General features: G+C 63.8%; 13 protein-coding genes and 2 pseudogenes. 3 read left to right on the top strand and 12 right to left on the bottom strand.

Annotated features, from left to right (window positions below):
* Positions 1 to 58: 58 nt before the first annotated feature.
* Positions 59 to 994: a LysR family transcriptional regulator gene (locus BM436_RS16885; RefSeq protein ID WP_093556702.1), complete on the bottom strand. Its 936-nt coding sequence runs from the start codon at positions 992 to 994 to the stop codon at positions 59 to 61.
* A 318-nt stretch (positions 995 to 1,312) separates the two neighbouring features.
* Here BM436_RS16885 and BM436_RS16880 point away from each other — a divergent pair, with 318 nt between their 5' ends.
* Positions 1,313 to 2,590, top strand: a complete 1,278-nt coding sequence (locus BM436_RS16880; RefSeq protein WP_093556701.1) for a urate hydroxylase PuuD — start codon at positions 1,313 to 1,315, stop codon at positions 2,588 to 2,590.
* A 62-nt stretch (positions 2,591 to 2,652) separates the two neighbouring features.
* On the top strand, positions 2,653 to 4,278 hold the full coding sequence (locus tag BM436_RS16875) for an HAL/PAL/TAL family ammonia-lyase (protein WP_093556700.1): 1,626 nt from the start codon (positions 2,653 to 2,655) through the stop codon (positions 4,276 to 4,278).
* 86 nt (positions 4,279 to 4,364) lie between these two features.
* Here BM436_RS16875 and BM436_RS16870 read toward each other — a convergent pair.
* The 7 genes and pseudogenes from BM436_RS16870 to BM436_RS36250 form a co-directional block, all read right to left on the bottom strand.
* Positions 4,365 to 5,000: pseudogene (locus BM436_RS16870) on the bottom strand (tripartite tricarboxylate transporter permease); the annotation flags it as partial.
* Positions 5,001 to 5,007: 7 nt separating this feature from the next.
* Positions 5,008 to 5,142, bottom strand: a pseudogene (locus BM436_RS38695) (hypothetical protein); the annotation flags it as partial.
* 134 nt (positions 5,143 to 5,276) lie between these two features.
* Positions 5,277 to 7,940 carry an ATP-binding protein gene (locus BM436_RS16860; RefSeq protein ID WP_143133192.1) on the bottom strand — a complete coding sequence of 888 codons (2,664 nt, stop codon included), beginning with the start codon at positions 7,938 to 7,940 and terminating at the stop codon, positions 5,277 to 5,279.
* A complete protein-coding gene (locus BM436_RS16855; RefSeq protein WP_093556698.1) occupies positions 7,921 to 9,474 on the bottom strand; it encodes an ABC transporter substrate-binding protein in 1,554 nt (517 codons plus the stop codon). The genes BM436_RS16860 and BM436_RS16855 overlap by 20 nt, the downstream gene beginning before the upstream one ends.
* Positions 9,475 to 9,560: 86 nt before the next feature.
* A complete protein-coding gene (locus BM436_RS16850; RefSeq protein WP_218164877.1) occupies positions 9,561 to 10,658 on the bottom strand; it encodes an extracellular solute-binding protein in 1,098 nt (365 codons plus the stop codon).
* Positions 10,659 to 10,775: 117 nt separating this feature from the next.
* Complete coding sequence (locus BM436_RS16845) at positions 10,776 to 11,063, bottom strand: hypothetical protein (RefSeq protein WP_143133190.1); 288 nt, start codon at positions 11,061 to 11,063, stop codon at positions 10,776 to 10,778.
* 17 nt (positions 11,064 to 11,080) lie between these two features.
* A complete protein-coding gene (locus BM436_RS36250; RefSeq protein ID WP_143133188.1) occupies positions 11,081 to 11,230 on the bottom strand; it encodes a response regulator in 150 nt (49 codons plus the stop codon).
* A 159-nt stretch (positions 11,231 to 11,389) separates the two neighbouring features.
* On the opposite strand from BM436_RS36250, the gene BM436_RS37110 reads away from it, so the two are divergent.
* Positions 11,390 to 11,527 carry a hypothetical protein gene (locus BM436_RS37110; RefSeq protein WP_177307273.1) on the top strand — a complete coding sequence of 46 codons (138 nt, stop codon included), beginning with the start codon at positions 11,390 to 11,392 and terminating at the stop codon, positions 11,525 to 11,527.
* Between the two features lie 146 nt (positions 11,528 to 11,673).
* Here the strand turns inward: BM436_RS37110 and BM436_RS16840 are convergent, their stop codons facing one another.
* Genes BM436_RS16840 through ligK form a run of 4 tightly spaced genes read right to left on the bottom strand, consistent with a single transcriptional unit; the run spans position 11,674 to position 15,271 of the window.
* Entirely contained in the window at positions 11,674 to 13,173 is a 1,500-nt protein-coding gene (locus BM436_RS16840; RefSeq protein ID WP_093556696.1) for a tripartite tricarboxylate transporter permease, read from the bottom strand.
* Between the two features lie 10 nt (positions 13,174 to 13,183).
* Positions 13,184 to 13,645 (bottom strand): tripartite tricarboxylate transporter TctB family protein, encoded by a 462-nt coding sequence (locus tag BM436_RS16835; RefSeq protein WP_093556695.1) that lies wholly within the window; start codon positions 13,643 to 13,645, stop codon positions 13,184 to 13,186.
* A 21-nt stretch (positions 13,646 to 13,666) separates the two neighbouring features.
* On the bottom strand, positions 13,667 to 14,581 hold the full coding sequence (locus BM436_RS16830; protein WP_093556694.1) for an amidohydrolase family protein: 915 nt from the start codon (positions 14,579 to 14,581) through the stop codon (positions 13,667 to 13,669).
* Positions 14,582 to 14,590: 9 nt separating this feature from the next.
* Positions 14,591 to 15,271 (bottom strand): 4-carboxy-4-hydroxy-2-oxoadipate aldolase/oxaloacetate decarboxylase, encoded by a 681-nt coding sequence (gene ligK / locus BM436_RS16825; protein WP_307665782.1) that lies wholly within the window; start codon positions 15,269 to 15,271, stop codon positions 14,591 to 14,593.
* Between the last annotated feature and the right edge of the window lie 13 nt (positions 15,272 to 15,284).

Genomic DNA, 15,284 nt, shown 5'->3' with positions numbered 1-15,284 from the left:
ACGGATTTATATGGTCGAATCGATAGCGGCTATAGCGGATCGCAGCGTAGTCTTTCCGCTATTTCGTCAGCAAGCGCGCCGCCGTGCTGACCTGCGCGCGCAGCCACTTGTGCTCGGTGGCGTGATGGGCGCGCTCGTGCCACAACTGGTAGAAGCGCAGCGGCGGGAACTTCACCGGCACCTTGTACGATTTCAGCCCCAGCGTGTTCTCGTAGAAGCTGGCGAACTGCTGGCCGGCCGTCAGCACCAGGTCGGTCTGCGCGACGATGTAGGGCAGCATGCGGAAGTGCGCCGACTCCACCACGATGTTGCGCTCCATGTTCTGCTGCTCCAGGAAGGCGTCGATGTTGCCGTGGTAGCCGGGCAGGATCAGCGCCGGCGCCGCGTGCGGCAGGGTCAGGTAATCCTCGATGGTCATGCCGTCCTTCGGCGTGCGGCGCGCGTAGGCGCTGTTGGCGCGCATCAGGCACACGATTGGATCGTCGAACAGCTTCGAGATGTGCAGGTGGTGGGGCGGCTCGTCCCAGTTCGCCACCACCAGGTCCAGCTCGCCGTCCGACAGCAGGCGCACGTAGTCGGCGTCCGGTCCCAGCGCGTGGATCACCAGGCGGCTCTTGGGCGATTCGCGGCGCACGCGGGCGATCACCTCGGTGAAGAACTGGGTGTTCATGTAGTCCGGCGCGGCGATGTGGAAGGTGCGCGCCTCCTCCTGCGGCACGAAGGCGGTCTTCGGGCTGAACAGGCTTTCGGTCTCGTCCAGGATGCGCTTGGCCGGCTTCAGCAGGCTCTCGCCGTGCTGGGTCGGCACCATGCCGCGGCCGCCGCGCACCAGCAGCGGATCGCCGGTCAGCTCGCGCAGCTTGCGCAGCGACGCGGAGATCGAAGGCTGCGGCTGGTTCAGCTTCAGCGCCACGCGCGAGACGTTTTTCTCGCACAGCAGCAGATACAAAATCCGGATCAGGTGCAGGTCCAGGTGTTCGGGCAGTCGTGACATCGTGTTCTCCTCGAGTTGGTTATTTCGACTTATGCATAACAGGTTCGCACATTCCCGCATGCAACAGCTATAAGGGGAAACGTATGCGGGTTATACGGATGGGTGCAGGACTGGGGGCGGCAACAGCGATATCGTTCCACCATCCCGGCGGCAGAGGAGACGCCTTTCCAAGGCCGGGGAGTGGTTGAACGGGCATCGCCGAGGCGGTGTCCTTCGCGGTCGTAGCGGCGGCAGGATAACGACTGGATTGGGGGCGCGAGCCTCGCTCATCTGAAGTGCCCGCCAGAGGCAGATGACAAGACTAACAATTGGAAAATCATGGAAGCTTTATTCGGATCGTATGGGGTGGAGTGGCTCAATCTGCTGGTGCGCTGGCTGCATTTGATCACCGGTATCGCGTGGATCGGCGCGTCGTTTTACTTCGTCTGGCTGGACAATTCGATCCGGCCGCCGAAACCCGGCAGCCCGCTGGCCAAGGCCGGCGTGTCCGGTGAACTGTGGGCCGTGCACGGTGGCGGCTTCTACAACCCGCAGAAGTACCTGGTGGCGCCGGCGGAACTGCCGTCCGACCTGCACTGGTTCAAATGGGAAGCGTACGCGACCTGGATCTCCGGCTTCGCGATGCTGTTCATCGTCTACTACTTCAACGCCTCGGCGATGATGATCGACAAGAACGTCGCCGACCTGTCCTCGACGCAAGCCGTGGCCGTGGGCCTGGGCACGCTGCTGGGCGGCTGGCTGGTGTACGACCTGCTGTGCAAGACCAAGCTGGCCGAGACGCCCGCCGTGCTGGGCACCGTGCTGTTCGTGCTGATCGTGGCCGCCGCCTACGTGCTGACGCACACCCTGAGCGGCCGCGCCGCCTACATCCACGTCGGCGCCATGATCGGCACCATGATGGTGGGTAACGTGCTGTTCGTGATCATCCCCGGCCAGCGCAAGCTGGTGGAAGCGATGGAGAAGGGCCAGTCGCCCGACCCGATCCACGGCAAGCGCGCCAAGGTGCGTTCGGTGCACAACAACTACTTCACCTTGCCGGTGCTGCTGATCATGATCAGCAACCACTACGCGATGACCTACAGCCACGCCTACAGCTGGCTGATTCTGGCCGCCATCATGGCCGCCGGCGTCCTGATCCGCCACTTCTTCAACCTGCGCCACGCCGGCAAGGTGTCGCTGGGCTTCCCGGTGGCCGGTGTGATCCTGCTGGTCGCCGTGGCCATCGCCATCGCTCCGGCGCCACGCAAGGCGGTGGCAGCCCAACCTTCGGCGCCGGCGGCCGCCGCCGCGGCGACCGACGGCCACGGCCACGCCGACGCCGCCTCGGCGCCGGCCACCGGCGCCGACATCGCCGCCGTGCAAACGGTGGTGACGCAGCGCTGCGTGTCATGCCACTCGGCGGCGCCGACCCAGGCCGGTTTCGCCTCCGCCCCCGGCGGTGTGATGCTGGACACGCCAGAGCAGACCCGCCAGCACGCCGCCAAGGTGTTCCAGCGCGCCGTGCAGAGCAAGGACATGCCGCTGGCTAACATGACGCAAATGACGGACGCGGAACGCCAACTGATCGGCACCTGGTTCGAAGCAGGCGCGAACTGATAAGAGTACGCCGGGCGGCGCCCGCCGCCCGGCACGCCACGTCCCCACACGAAGGAAAGAATATGACTACCGTAACCATCGACGGCTTCACCCTCACCGCCGAGCAAGTGCTCGCCGTGGCGCGCGCGCCCCACGCCAAGGTGGAATTGGCCGCCTCGTCGCGCGCAGCCCTGAAGGAGAGCCGCGACTACATCGAATCGACCTGGATGCACGACGAAGCGCCGATGATGTACAGCTTCAACACTGGCGTCGGCCTGCTGAAGGACACCCGCATCAAGGTCGAGCACATCGAGCTGTTCCAGACCCAACTGATCAAGGCCCACTCGGGCGGCATCGGCGAGCCGTTCTCGGAGGAAGTGTCGCGCGCCACCATGCTGCTGCGCGCCAACGCCTTCGCCTCCAACTACTCCGCGCCGCGGGTGGAAGTGGTGGACCGCCTGATCGCCTTCATCAACGCCGGCATCCACCCCATCATGCCGCAAAAAGGTTCCGTCGGCGCCTCCGGCGACCTGGCCCCGCTGGCCTACTTGGCCGCCGCCATCGCCGGCTTCGACGAGGCCGAGGTGATGTACGACGGCCGCCGCATGTCGGCCGCCGAGGCCATCACCAAGGCCGAGATCGGCCCCGTGAAATTCGACCTGAAAGCCAAGGACGCCTCGGCCCTGATCAACGGCTGCACCGCCTCGCTGGCCGTGGCCGTGATGGCCGCCAAGGACGCGCGCGACCTGCTGACCGACGCCTGCCTGTCGCTGGGCCTGACCTTGGAGGCGATGCGCGCCGAGATGGCCGGCTTCGATCCGCGCATCCAGCTGGCCCGTCCGCACCCCGGCCAGATCAAGACCGCCAAGGTCGTGCGCAAGCTGCTCAAGGGCTCGACCCGCACCACCCACGAGGCGCGCGCGATCCAGTTCCCGGACGAGCTGCGCCGCACCGACATCCCGTACTCGCCGCGCATCCAGGACGTGTACTCGCTGCGCTGCACGCCGCAGGTATACGGCCCCGTGTTCGACGCGCTGGACTACATCGACACCATCGTCAGGAACGAGATCAACTCGGCCACCGACAACCCGCTGATCTTCGGCAAGGAAGGCGGCGGCTTCGAGATAATCTCGGGCGGCAACTTCCACGGCCAGTACCTGGCGCAGGCGATGGACCTGCTGGCCATGTCCATCACCGACCTGGGCTCGATCTGCGAGCGCCGCGTCGCCCGCCTGATCGACCCGACGCTGTCGTGGGGGCTGCCGCGCAACCTGATGTCCGGCCTGCGCGGCGTGAACACCGGCTACCCGGTGGTGCAGTGCTCGCTGAGCTCGCTCGTGATGGAAAACCGCACCCTGTCCATGCCGGGCAGCGTCGACTCGATCCCGTCGAAGGCCAACAGCGAAGACCACATCTCGAACTCCACCTGGTGCGCGCGCAAGGCCTACACCATCGTGCAGAACACGCAATACATCGTGGGCGTGGAAATGCTGCTGGCGGCGCAGGCGCTGACCATGACCGAGGACCTGCTGCCGGGCTTCAAGCTGGGCGAGGGCACGCAAGCGGCCTACGACGAGATCCGCAAGCAGATCCCGGCCTGCCTGGACGGCGACCGCTGGTTCCACAACGACATCCAGGTCGCCCACTCCTTCGTCACCAGCGGTTCGGTGCGCGAGGCGGTGGTGGCCAAGGTGGGCGAGTTCGTCTGAACCTAGTGTCGTTCCAACAGCAAGGCTAATTAACCCAGGGGTAATTTCAAAATAACCCTGGGTTATTTATTTATGGGCGGGCGCCGTTATTCCACGAACGCCTCCTCGCGCTTACGCCGCAAGGCCGGCAGCAGGACCGCGGTGAGCGCCGCCAGCGCCATGGCCAGCATGACGGCGGAGATCGGCCGCTCGACGAAGACCATGGGATCGCTGCGCGACAGCAGCAGCGCCCGGCGCAGGTATTCCTCCATCATCGGCCCGAGGATGAAGCCCAGCAGCATGGGCGCAGCCTCCATGTCGAACTTGGCGCACACGTAGCCGAACAGGCCGAACAGCACCATCAGGTGGATGTCGAAGTCGCTGTTGTTCAGGCTGAACACGCCGATCGCGCAGAAGATCAGTATCATCGGATACAGCAGCCGGTACGGCACCATGATCATGCGCACCCACAGGCCTATCATCGGCAGGTTCAGCACCACCAGGAAGAAGTTGCCGATCCACATGGAGGCGATGATGCCCCAGAACAGCGCCGGCTGTTCCGTCATCACGGCCGGCCCGGGCTGTATGCCCTGGATGATCATCGCGCCTATCATGAGCGCCATCACCGGGTTGGACAGGATGCCGAGGGTCAGCATCGGGATGAACGAGGTCTGCGCGCCGGCGTTGTTGGCCGCCTCGGGCGCCGCCACGCCCTCGATCGCGCCGGAGGTTCGTTTCGAATTCCGCGAACACGCCCAGCATGTCCAGGAATGCCTTGCCAGCCGCGCTGCGGGTGTCTATGGGTTGCTCGGTCGCCTTGAGCGTGACGCCACGCTCCTTCAGCGTGTACCTATACGATACGATCCGTGGAGCCCTACCGCGCATAACTGTATCGGCGACCGAGCTGCGCAATGTTACGCATGGTGGGAAGCGCACATCGAATTTTATTGCAATATTCATAATATTATGCCAAGCTGGATTCAGCGCCATAGCAAGGCACGACAGCGAAATCAACCCTGTCATTGCACCTGGTTTCCATTCAGATAGCGCTCCACCAGGCTGAAAATGGCTTTGGACTGGAAGCTCTTGGCCAGCACGCGTAATTGGCCGGCGAACGGGCCGTAGCGCGGGTCGAGTTCGGCCAGGTGCGCTGCGTGCGCCAAAATGTCTCGCATGTTTCCACGAAGGGCCAGACGGTACAGCACTTCCATTTCCTGCTGCGGCGGCACCACGAACGCCTCGCTCGCGTCCCGTTCTGAAGTAGGTTCTGCTTCCGGCCGAGCGTAGACCCACTCCAGCGGCAACAAGGTCGCAATCTGGCCCAGCAGCCGGTCCACGTCGATCGGCTTGGGCAGAAACGCATTCGCCCCGGCCGCCAGGCATTGTTCACTATCGCTCGCGGAAACGCTGGCCGATAGCACAATGATCGGCACGTCCTGGAAGGCCGGCAGTTCGCGCAAGCGGTGCGTGGCTTCCAGGCCATCCATCACTGGCATCGCCATATCCATCAGGATCAGATGCGGCCGCAAACGCTGCGCCATTTCCAGCCCTTCGCGGCCGTTCACTGCCGCGACCACCTCGAAGCCGAGCGGCGTCAACAGATCGACCACCACCGCCCGATTCCCGGCCACATCGTCCACCACCAGCACCTTCAGAGGCGGCCCGGCGTAGCCGGTCACGATGCGGGCCAATGCCGTGGCCGTATCGGCCACCACCACCGGTAAAGCCAGTTCGAACCAGAACGTGCTGCCTTGGCCGATCCGACTCTCGACCTGGATATCGCCCCCCATCAGGCGCACGTATTGCCGGCTGATGGCCAGTCCCAGGCCGGTACCGCCCAGACGGCGCTGCGCCTCGCCCACTTGCTCGAACGGCTGGAAGAGGGCGCCCAATTGATCGGTACTGATGCCCACGCCGCTATCCTGCACCTCGAAGCGCAGCCGGGCGGGCGACACGGCGCGCACCCGCAGTGTCACCTGGCCGTGGTCGGTGAACTTGACCGCATTGGACAGCAAATTGAGCAGCACTTGGCGCAACCGCTTTTCGTCGGCCCGGACCGACCGCGGCAAATCCGGCGCCAGGTCGCAGACGAACGCCAGGCCCTTCTGCACCGCTTTCACCTCGACCATCTCGACGAGGGTGCGCGCGAAGCCGGCCAGCTGGAGGTCGACCAGGTAGAGCTCCATCTTGCCGGCTTCGATCTTGGCCAGATCCAGGATATCGTTGATAAGGGTAAGCAGATGCTCGCCGCTGTGCCGGATCACGTTCACCCCGGACAGTTGCTGCTCGCCCAGTGTCCTGTCGCGCTGCAGGATCTGGGCATACCCCAGAATGCCGTTGAGCGGCGTGCGCAACTCATGGCTCATGTTGGCAAGGAACTCGCTCTTGGCACGGTTGGCGGCATCGGCGGCATCCCTGGCACGCTGTGCTTCCGCGAACACCGCTTCGAGATGCTCAATGGTTTCGGCCAGCCGCTTCGTCATGATGTTGATGCTGATTCCGAGCACGCCGATCTCGTCGCGTGACTCGACCTCGGCGCGCGTGGAAAGATTGCCGGCCGCGACCTGCTCGGCCACCTCGGTCAGCCGGCGTACCGGATCGACAATGCTGCGCCGGAACAGATAGGCCAGCGCGACGCTGAAAACAACGGCAAGCATACCGCCGGCCGCCGTTTGCAGGTGCGCATCCGATAGGCTGCTGCGCGCCCGTGCGAGATCGGTTTGCAATTGCACCTGTTGCCGCTGGGTGATCTTGTTGAGCAGGCCGAGCAGAACTTCCGCCTGCGGCGTGACTTCGGTACGGAATAGATACAGATCCTCATAGGCATGCTCGCCGTTGATTATGCCTATGAGTTGCAAGGCCAGCTCCGCGACTTTCGCCCGATCGCGGGAAATCATGTCGAACTTGCTCCGCTGTTCGTCCGACAGCAGCGCGCGCTTGCCGGACAGGGTATTCCAGATCGCTGCATTGGTTCCCAATTGCGGTCCGTAGGCCAGCTCGAAATTGAGTTCTCCCGACGCGCCGTACGCCATCAGGTTGGTCGCCATGGCATCGAACGAGGTCTGGAATCCCAGCAGGTCGGCCAGCAATTCCCGGCTCTGCGGCTGCATGCCGCGCGCTTTCTGGATGCTGATCATGGTATCGATATTATCGAGAATCCGTATCCGCAGTTCCTGGATGTCACCCCTGGCAATGCGCAAGGCCGGCCGGTTCTTGAGCGGATTGTCGTGCAGTTCGAACAGATGCGGCGGCAGCTTGGCCCAGCGCGCATAGGTGGTAGTCAGTTCGACGACCCACTTCGCCTCTTCCTCGGGCCAGTTGCGGGACATCGCCTGCAAGGACGCAAGGCGCTCCTCGAAGGCATGCCGGGCCACTTGGAATTCCTCGATGTCGACAGGGTCGGACAACACCAGATAGCCGCGCATATGCAGCTGCATTCTCAGCAGGCCAGCCTGCGCCTGCGCCGAAGTCAGCGACGCGGGTGCGCGCACCGCTTCGACAAGACGGATGTCCTCGGTGGCGTTGCGCCCCGCAACGAAGGCTCGTGTCGCAACCAGCAGCGTGACGATGGCCAGTGCACCAAATCCGATCGTCAGCTTGCGGCCGATACTGAACGGCTTCAGATAGTGAATGAGCGGAGTGAAGAATTCCCCGGCTCGCACGCTACTGTCCCAGCGATGCACGATAGGATCGCCGCTGCCGCTCGCGTCCCCGGCGGATCGTGATCTCTTCGAAATCGACGGCGGTTGCCTTCAGTGCCGCCGCCGGACTCAATTGGCCGGCGGCCGCTTCCGCCAGGTGCACGTCGAGCGCCTGCCAGTAACCGTAGGCGCCGGAAATGCGCAGATAGGGAAACTGAAGCTTGTTGGTGAACGTTTCGAAATACGCCTTCGAATAATCGCGTATGTCGACCTCGTCCCAGCCGGCTTTCAGATAGGTTTCAATCTGTCCGGTGCCGTCGGGCGGCGGGAAATGAAAAGTTCTCCCGGAATCGATACCGTCCCAGCCGCGCGCCGCATACACCTGCGATTTTTCCCGGGTCGCCAGCATGGCGAAGAGGTAATAGGTCGCCGCCGGCACTTTCGATTGCTTCGAGATGACGCCAGCCCACGAGCCGCCGGTGGTATTACCGACCAGGTTAGGCTGCGCCGTCTTGACCCACTTGTGCTGCGCGATGCTGTAGTACTCGCGCGTGCCGGGCAGCACCGCGGAACCGATCTTGCCCTTGACCTTGCTGCCGTTTTCCTGCGCCAGCGCGCCAAGATCGCCCCAAGTGAAAGCAAGCGCCGCGCGGCCGGCCAGAAAGTGGTCCCAGCTTTTTCCCAGATCCCAATTGAGCATCTCTTTTGGTCCGAACTGGACCAGATCGACCAGCGCCGTGAGCGCCCGCACATGGCCCGGACTCTCGATCAGCGGCTTCATCGTCTGTGGATCGAACCAGTACAGCTGAGGATTGCCCGGCCCAATCACGAACGGCGCCGAAAACGACATGAAATGAAACATGCCCTGCGCTCCCACCTTCAGATGCATGGAGAGCCCATGATCCGGCACGCCGTCGCCATTGAGATCCTTGCCGTTGAAATACTCGGCCACATCCCGGAACTGCGCCCAGGTCTTCGGCACATCGAGCGCGTAGCCGTACTTTTGGCGAAACGCCGCCTGATGCCGTGCATCCGCCAGCAGATCGCGTCGGTAATACATGACCTGGCCGTCGTGATCGTTGGCCACCATGTATTTCTTGCCGCCATACGACAGCAGGCTGCGCGGCGCCGGCAATACGTCGTCGATGTTCCATTTCGGAAAGCGCGGATCGTTGTAGTACTTGTCGTAGGGAAGCAGATAACCCTCGCCCGCCAGCTCGCCCAACCACCAGGCGGCAGTGTATGCCGCATCGTACTTGCCGCCGCGGTTGGTCAGATCGGAAATGAAATTCGGATACTGCTCCTCGTGCGCAATTTGAACCAGATTGAGCCTGGCGCCGGTGGCCGCCTCGAATTCATCCTTCAACTCGTCGATCGCGCCGCCTCTCTGCCTTTTTCCCTGCAGCACCGTGACGGTCTGGCCGGCGAACGGACAGTGGCTGGGCTTGCATGGCTGCACGACCCGGGGTGGAACGATTTCCCCGGTCTTCACGACCGTTGCTTCATAGAGTTCCCGTTTCGGCTTCGCTTCCTGGGCCGCAACCATCATCGAAACCGAGCATGCCGCAATCAGCATTGCCAGCCGCCTTACGTTCCTATTCATGTTCCTGTCCATGGTTCGTTCCTTGTCGACGGCCGTCATGACCGGCGGCAAATACTTCGCTACTGAAATCCGAGCGACGCCCGGTAAACACCCCTCTGTCGCGCGCGTCCGAGGCGTATCGTCATCTCTTCGAAATCGACAGCGGTCGCCTTCGGTGCCGACTCCTGGCTCAATCGGCCGGCGGTCGCCTGCGCCAGGTGAAAATCAAGTACCTGCCAATAGCTGTAGTTGCCCGAAATACGCAAGTAAGGCAATTGCTGCCTGTTGCCAAAGGTATCGAAATAGGCATGCAGATAGTTGCGGACATCGGCTCCGTTCCAACCGGCTTTCAGATAGGTTTCAATCTGTCCGGTGCCGTCGGGTGGCAGGAAATGAAAAGTTCTCCCGGGATCGATACCGTCCCAGCCGCGCGCCGCATACAAGGCCATCGTCACGCCGTGGTCCGGCATGCCGTTGCCATTGAGATCCTTGCCGTTGAAATACTCGGCCACATCCTGGAACTGCGCCCAGGTCTTCGGCACATCGAGCGCGTAGCCGTACTTTTGACGGAACGCCGCCTGATGCTGTGCATCCGCCAGCAGATCGCGTCGGTAATACATGACCTGGCCGTCGTGATCGTTGGCCACCATGTATTTCTTGCCGCCATACGACAGCAGGCTGCGCGGCGCCGTCAATACGTCGTCGATGTTCCATTTCGGAAAGCGCGGATCGTTGTAGTACTTGTCGTAGGAAAGCAGATGGTCTCCGCCCACCAGTTCGCCCAGCCACCAGGCGCCAGCAATCGATGAATCGTACTTGCCGCTGCGACTGCTCAGATCGGAAAAAAAGTTTTCGAAATTCTCGCTGAACGGTACCCGATTGATGTTGAGCCGGGCGCCGGTGGCGGCCTCGAATTCCTTTTTCCCTTCGAGGATGGAGGAATAGATGACGCTGTCCGACACGATCACCGTCACGCTTTGACCGGCGAAGAGGCAACTGCCGGGCTTGCATGGCGGCGCCACCCTGGGTGGCACGATGTCGCCCACCTTGACGACGGTGACCACGCCGCCGCCCTTGGCCTTGACCGGCTCGGTCGGCGACATGCCCGACTGTGCCGTGCCATCGGCCGCGGCGAACAGTATCCGCGATGCGAACAAACCGGACACCAAGGATTGCATGCGATCAATTCCTTCCAGTTTCACAAGGTGCCGGACGCATCGCCCCCCTCGCACTGCATTGGGAGAACAAGCCTGAGTTTACCGCTATTCCACTTCAATGCAAGCAACTTATCGTTTCTATTTCCTGTCTAACGTCGAGGTATCGTGATCCAAGGAGGTTTCCGTCTCATCCAGATAGTAGCGCTTCGCAAAATTCAGGATCGCCTTCGATTGATATCCCTTTGCCAATGCGCGCAACTGATCGGCAAACGGCCAATAGCGCTCGTCAAGCGCATCGAGCCGGTTGGACCAGCGCAGGACATCCTCCATGTTGCCCAGCCGCGCGAGTCGATACAGGGCTTCGATCTGTTCATTCGGCGGCACCACCAGCGCGTCGATCACCGACTCGCCCAACATCGATTCCACATTGAAGTGTTCGTAGATCAGGGCAGCTGCAACAGGGGGGCGATTTTCGCGAGCAGGCTGTCATGGTCTATCGGCTTCGAAAGAAAGGCATTCACGCCGGAGGCGAGATAGCGTTCCTCGTCCTGGCTGAAGGTGCTGGCGGAAACCGCGATGATCGGCACCGCCATGCAGCCCGGCAGCGCGCGTAGCCGCCAGGCGTTCGGCCAGCAACTTGACGAACGGGCTCTGCAGCAGGCGGCGTTTGTTGTGGCGCGCCTTGTGCTATTTGTGCGCGGGAGAATATCGCGCCACAGCAGGTGGTTCTGCACTCCGATAACGGCAGTCCGATGAAGGGTGCCACCGCGCTGGAGCGGCTATACGCGGAACTGGGAGCCAGTCACGATCGTGCACCTGAATCCAGAAAAAACGTCAAGGAACCCGTCAACAAAAAGGAGGGAAAAGCAGAACTCAAAAAAGCGGCATAAATGCAACGTTCAGGCGACAACTATTCTGACACCGGGGGCAGGCGGAGAGGAAAAGAATAGCCGAGAGGGCCAGTTTGAGTAGATGTTTCATTTTATTGTCCTTTGTATTTAAGAAATGGTGTTGTGCCGGTGCCAGGCTTGCGCCGCTACTCCACGAACGCCTCCTCGCGCTTGCGCCGCAAGGCCGGCAGCAGAACCGCGGTGAGCGCCGCCAGCGCCATGGCCAGCATGACGGCGGAGATCGGCCGCTCGACGAAGACCATGGGATCGCTGCGCGACAGCAGCAGCGCCCGGCGCAGATACTCTTCCATCATCGGGCCGAGGATGAAGCCCAGCAGCATGGGCGCAGCCTCCATGTCGAACTTGGCGCACACGTAGCCGAACAGGCCGAACAGCACCATCAGGTGGATGTCGAAGTCGCTGTTGTTCAGGCTGAACACGCCGATCGCGCAGAAGATCAGTATCATCGGGTACAGCAGCCGGTACGGCACCATGATCATGCGCACCCACAGGCCTATCATCGGCAGGTTCAGCACCACCAGGAAGAAGTTGCCGATCCACATGGAGGCGATGATGCCCCAGAACAGCGCCGGCTGTTCCGTCATCACGGCCGGCCCGGGCTGTATGCCCTGGATGATCATCGCGCCTATCATCAGCGCCATCACCGGGTTGGACGGGATGCCCAAGGTCAGCATCGGGATGAAGGACGTCTGCGCGCCGGCGTTGTTGGCCGCCTCGGGCGCGGCCACGCCCTCGATCGCGCCCTTGCCGAAGTTGGCCGCGTTCCTGGACACCTTCTTTTCCACCGCGTACGCCGCGAACGAGGCCAGCATGGCGCCGCCGCCGGGCAGGATGCCCAGCATCGAGCCGATGGCCGTGCCGCGCAGGACGGGCGCGACGATGCGCTTCAAGTCCTCCCTGGTCGGCATCAGCCCGGTCACCTTCTTGAGGGCGACCGTGCGGGTCTCCTCGTGCTCGAGGTTGCGGATGATCTCGCCGATGCCGAACATGCCCATGGCGACGATGACGAAGTTGATGCCGTCCGACAGTTGCGGCAGCTCGAAGGTGTAGCGCGGCGCGCCGGAATTGACGTCGGTGCCGACGATGCCCAGCAACAGCCCCAGCACGATCATGCCGATGGCGCGCAACAGCGAGCCGTGCGCCAGCACCACCGACGCCACCAGGCCCAGCACCACCAGCGAGAAGTATTCGGCCGGACCGAACTTGAGCGCCAGCGCCGCCAGCGGCGGGGCGAACATGGCCAGCAGGAAGGTGGCGACCGTGCCGGCGAAGAAGGACCCCAGCGCGGCCGTGGCGAGCGCCTTGCCGGCGTGGCCTTGCCGCGCCATCTGGTAGCCGTCGATGGCGGTCACCACGGACGACGATTCGCCCGGCAGGTTGACCAGGATGGCGGTGGTGGAGCCGCCGTACTGGGCCCCGTAGTAGATCCCCGACAGCATGATGAGCGAGGTGATGGGCGGCAGCGCGAAGGTGGCCGGCAGCAGCATCGCGATGGTGGCCACCGGCCCCAGGCCGGGCAGCACGCCGATGGCGGTGCCGAGGAACACGCCGGCCAGGCAGTAGAACAGATTGGTTAGCGTGAGGGCGGCGTCGAAGCCGAGCGCCAGGTTGCTTAGTAATTCCATGCCCGCGCTCCTAGCCGCCGAACCAGGAGCCGAGCACCGGCATCGGCAGGCCCAGCCCGGCGACGAAGATCAGCACGCAGAATAGGGTGGCGGCCGCGGCCAGCGGCAGCGTGGATTTCAGCCGGAACCCGGCGCTGGCGCGGGCGCTGAGCAGCACCATCACGGGGATGGCCACGGCCAGGCCCGCGCCGCGCACCAGCAGGCCGAACAGCAGAACGCCGGACAGGATCAGCGCCGCCTCCTTGAAGGCGAAGCGTTCCAGCGCCTCGCCCGGCCGCAACAGTGAACGCGCGATGGACACCAGGCCGATCAGCCCCAGGATCGCGCCTAGCGCGATGGGAAAGTAGCCCGGCCCCATGCGCCCGGCGGTGCCCACCGGGTAGTCCTGGCCGATGGCCACCGCCGCCAGCCCGAAGGCGGCGAAGATGGCCCCGGACCAGAATTCCTTCGGGTCTTGTATGAATGTTTTCACTATGTCTCCTTGTTCTTGTCTTTACAGTTCTTCGGGCCAGTACAGGCGCATCGGGTTGTCGACCAGCAGCTTCCTCTGCAATTCGGGCGTCGGCGCGATGTGCGGGATGAAGTCCACCAGCAGGCCGTCGTCCGGCATGTGGTCGGTGAGGTTGGGGTGGGGCCAGTCCGTCCCCCACAGCACGCGGTCCGGGAACTCCCGCACGATGCGGCGCGCGAACGGCGCCACGTCCCGGTACGCGCGGCCCTCGCCATCGAGCGCCGGCGGCCCCTGCACGGACAGCCGCTCCGGGCAGCTGACCTTGCACCAGACATTGGCGTTGTCGCGCATGAAGGCGAGGAACAGCGCGAATTCCGGCCCGTCCACCGGCTTGCCCACGTCGGGGCGGCCCATGTGGTCGACCACGACGATGGTCGGCAGGGCGGTGAAGAAGTCGCGCAACTCGGGCAGGTCCCGCGCCTCGAAATAGATCACGACGTGCCAGCCCAGCGTGGCGATGCGGCCGGCGATCTCCATCAATTCCTCTTTCGGCGTGAAGTCGACCAGGCGCTTGACGAAGTTGAAGCGCACGCCGCGCACGCCGCTGTCGTGCAGCCGTTGCAGCTCCTCGTCGCCGATGTCGCGCCGCACGGTGGCCACGCCGCGCGCCCTGCCGTTGGAGGCCAGGCAGGCGTCGACCATGGCCCGGTTGTCGGCGCCGTGGCAGGTGGCCTGCACGATCACGTTGCGCGCGAAGCCGAGATGGTCGCGCAACGCGTACAGTTCGCGCTTGCCGGCGTCGCACGGCGTGTACTTGCGCTCGGGAGCGAAGGGGAATTCGGCGCCGGGTCCGAACACGTGGCAGTGCGCGTCGACCGCGCCGGCCGGCAGCTGGAAACGCGGCTTGGCCGGTCCCTGGTACCAGTCCAGCCAGCCGGAGGTTTTTGTGCTTGTCATGGTTTCAGTTCAATCGATGTAGGTGAGGCCGGCTTTTTCCAGCGCGCCGCGCATGTTGTACATATCCAGCCCGAGCACGCCGGAGGCGAGCTTCCCGCGTTTTTCGGCCTCGAGCTCCTCGCGCCTGGCGGCGGCTTCGGCCACGCGCTCCACGTCGGCCGCCGGCACCACGACCACGCCGTCGTCGTCGGCCACGATGGCGTCGCCGGGATGGACGATGGCCCCGGCGCACACCACCGGCACGTTGACCGAGCCGAGCGTCGCCTTGATCGTGCCCTTGGCGCTGACGGCCTTGCTCCACACGGGGAATCCCATCTCGCCCAGTTCCCGCACGTCGCGCACGCCGGCGTCGATGATCAGCGCGGTGGCGCCGCGCGCCATGAAGCTGGTGGCCAGCAGGTCGCCGAAATAGCCGTCGCTGCATTCGGCGGTGATGGCGGCCACCACGATGTCGCCCGGCTGGATCTGCTCGGCGACGACGTGCATCATCCAGTTGTCGCCCGGGTGCAGCAGCACCGTCACGGCGGTGCCCGACACGTGCGCGGCGTGGATGGGGCGCATATACGGTTTCATCAGGCCCAGGCGGCCCATGGCCTCGTGCACGGTGGCGCTGCCGAAGCGGCCGAGCCGCTCGACGGCGGCGCGCTCGGCGCGCGCGATGTTGCGCTTGACGATGCCCAATTGGTTCAGATATGGCGTGCTC

The organism is Pseudoduganella namucuonensis (assembly GCF_900116645.1).
Taxonomy (GTDB): domain Bacteria; phylum Pseudomonadota; class Gammaproteobacteria; order Burkholderiales; family Burkholderiaceae_D; genus Rugamonas; species Rugamonas namucuonensis.
Note: the sequence above shows the minus strand (reverse complement) of the source record. Positions and strands in the feature narration are given on the sequence as shown.

Coding starts and splice junctions, on each gene's coding strand:
- BM436_RS16875 (WP_093556700.1), top strand. CDS start 2,653: ATGACTACCGTAACCATCGACGGCTTCACCCTCACCGCCGAGCAAGTG.
- BM436_RS16885 (WP_093556702.1), bottom strand. CDS start 994: ATGTCACGACTGCCCGAACACCTGGACCTGCACCTGATCCGGATTTTG.
- BM436_RS16830 (WP_093556694.1), bottom strand. CDS start 14,581: ATGACAAGCACAAAAACCTCCGGCTGGCTGGACTGGTACCAGGGACCG.
- BM436_RS36250 (WP_143133188.1), bottom strand. CDS start 11,230: ATGGCGGTGCCGATCATCGCGGTTTCCGCCAGCACCTTCAGCCAGGAC.
- BM436_RS16850 (WP_218164877.1), bottom strand. CDS start 10,658: ATGCAATCCTTGGTGTCCGGTTTGTTCGCATCGCGGATACTGTTCGCC.
- BM436_RS16855 (WP_093556698.1), bottom strand. CDS start 9,474: ATGCTGATTGCGGCATGCTCGGTTTCGATGATGGTTGCGGCCCAGGAA.
- BM436_RS16880 (WP_093556701.1), top strand. CDS start 1,313: ATGGAAGCTTTATTCGGATCGTATGGGGTGGAGTGGCTCAATCTGCTG.
- BM436_RS37110 (WP_177307273.1), top strand. CDS start 11,390: ATGAAGGGTGCCACCGCGCTGGAGCGGCTATACGCGGAACTGGGAGCC.
- BM436_RS16840 (WP_093556696.1), bottom strand. CDS start 13,173: ATGGAATTACTAAGCAACCTGGCGCTCGGCTTCGACGCCGCCCTCACG.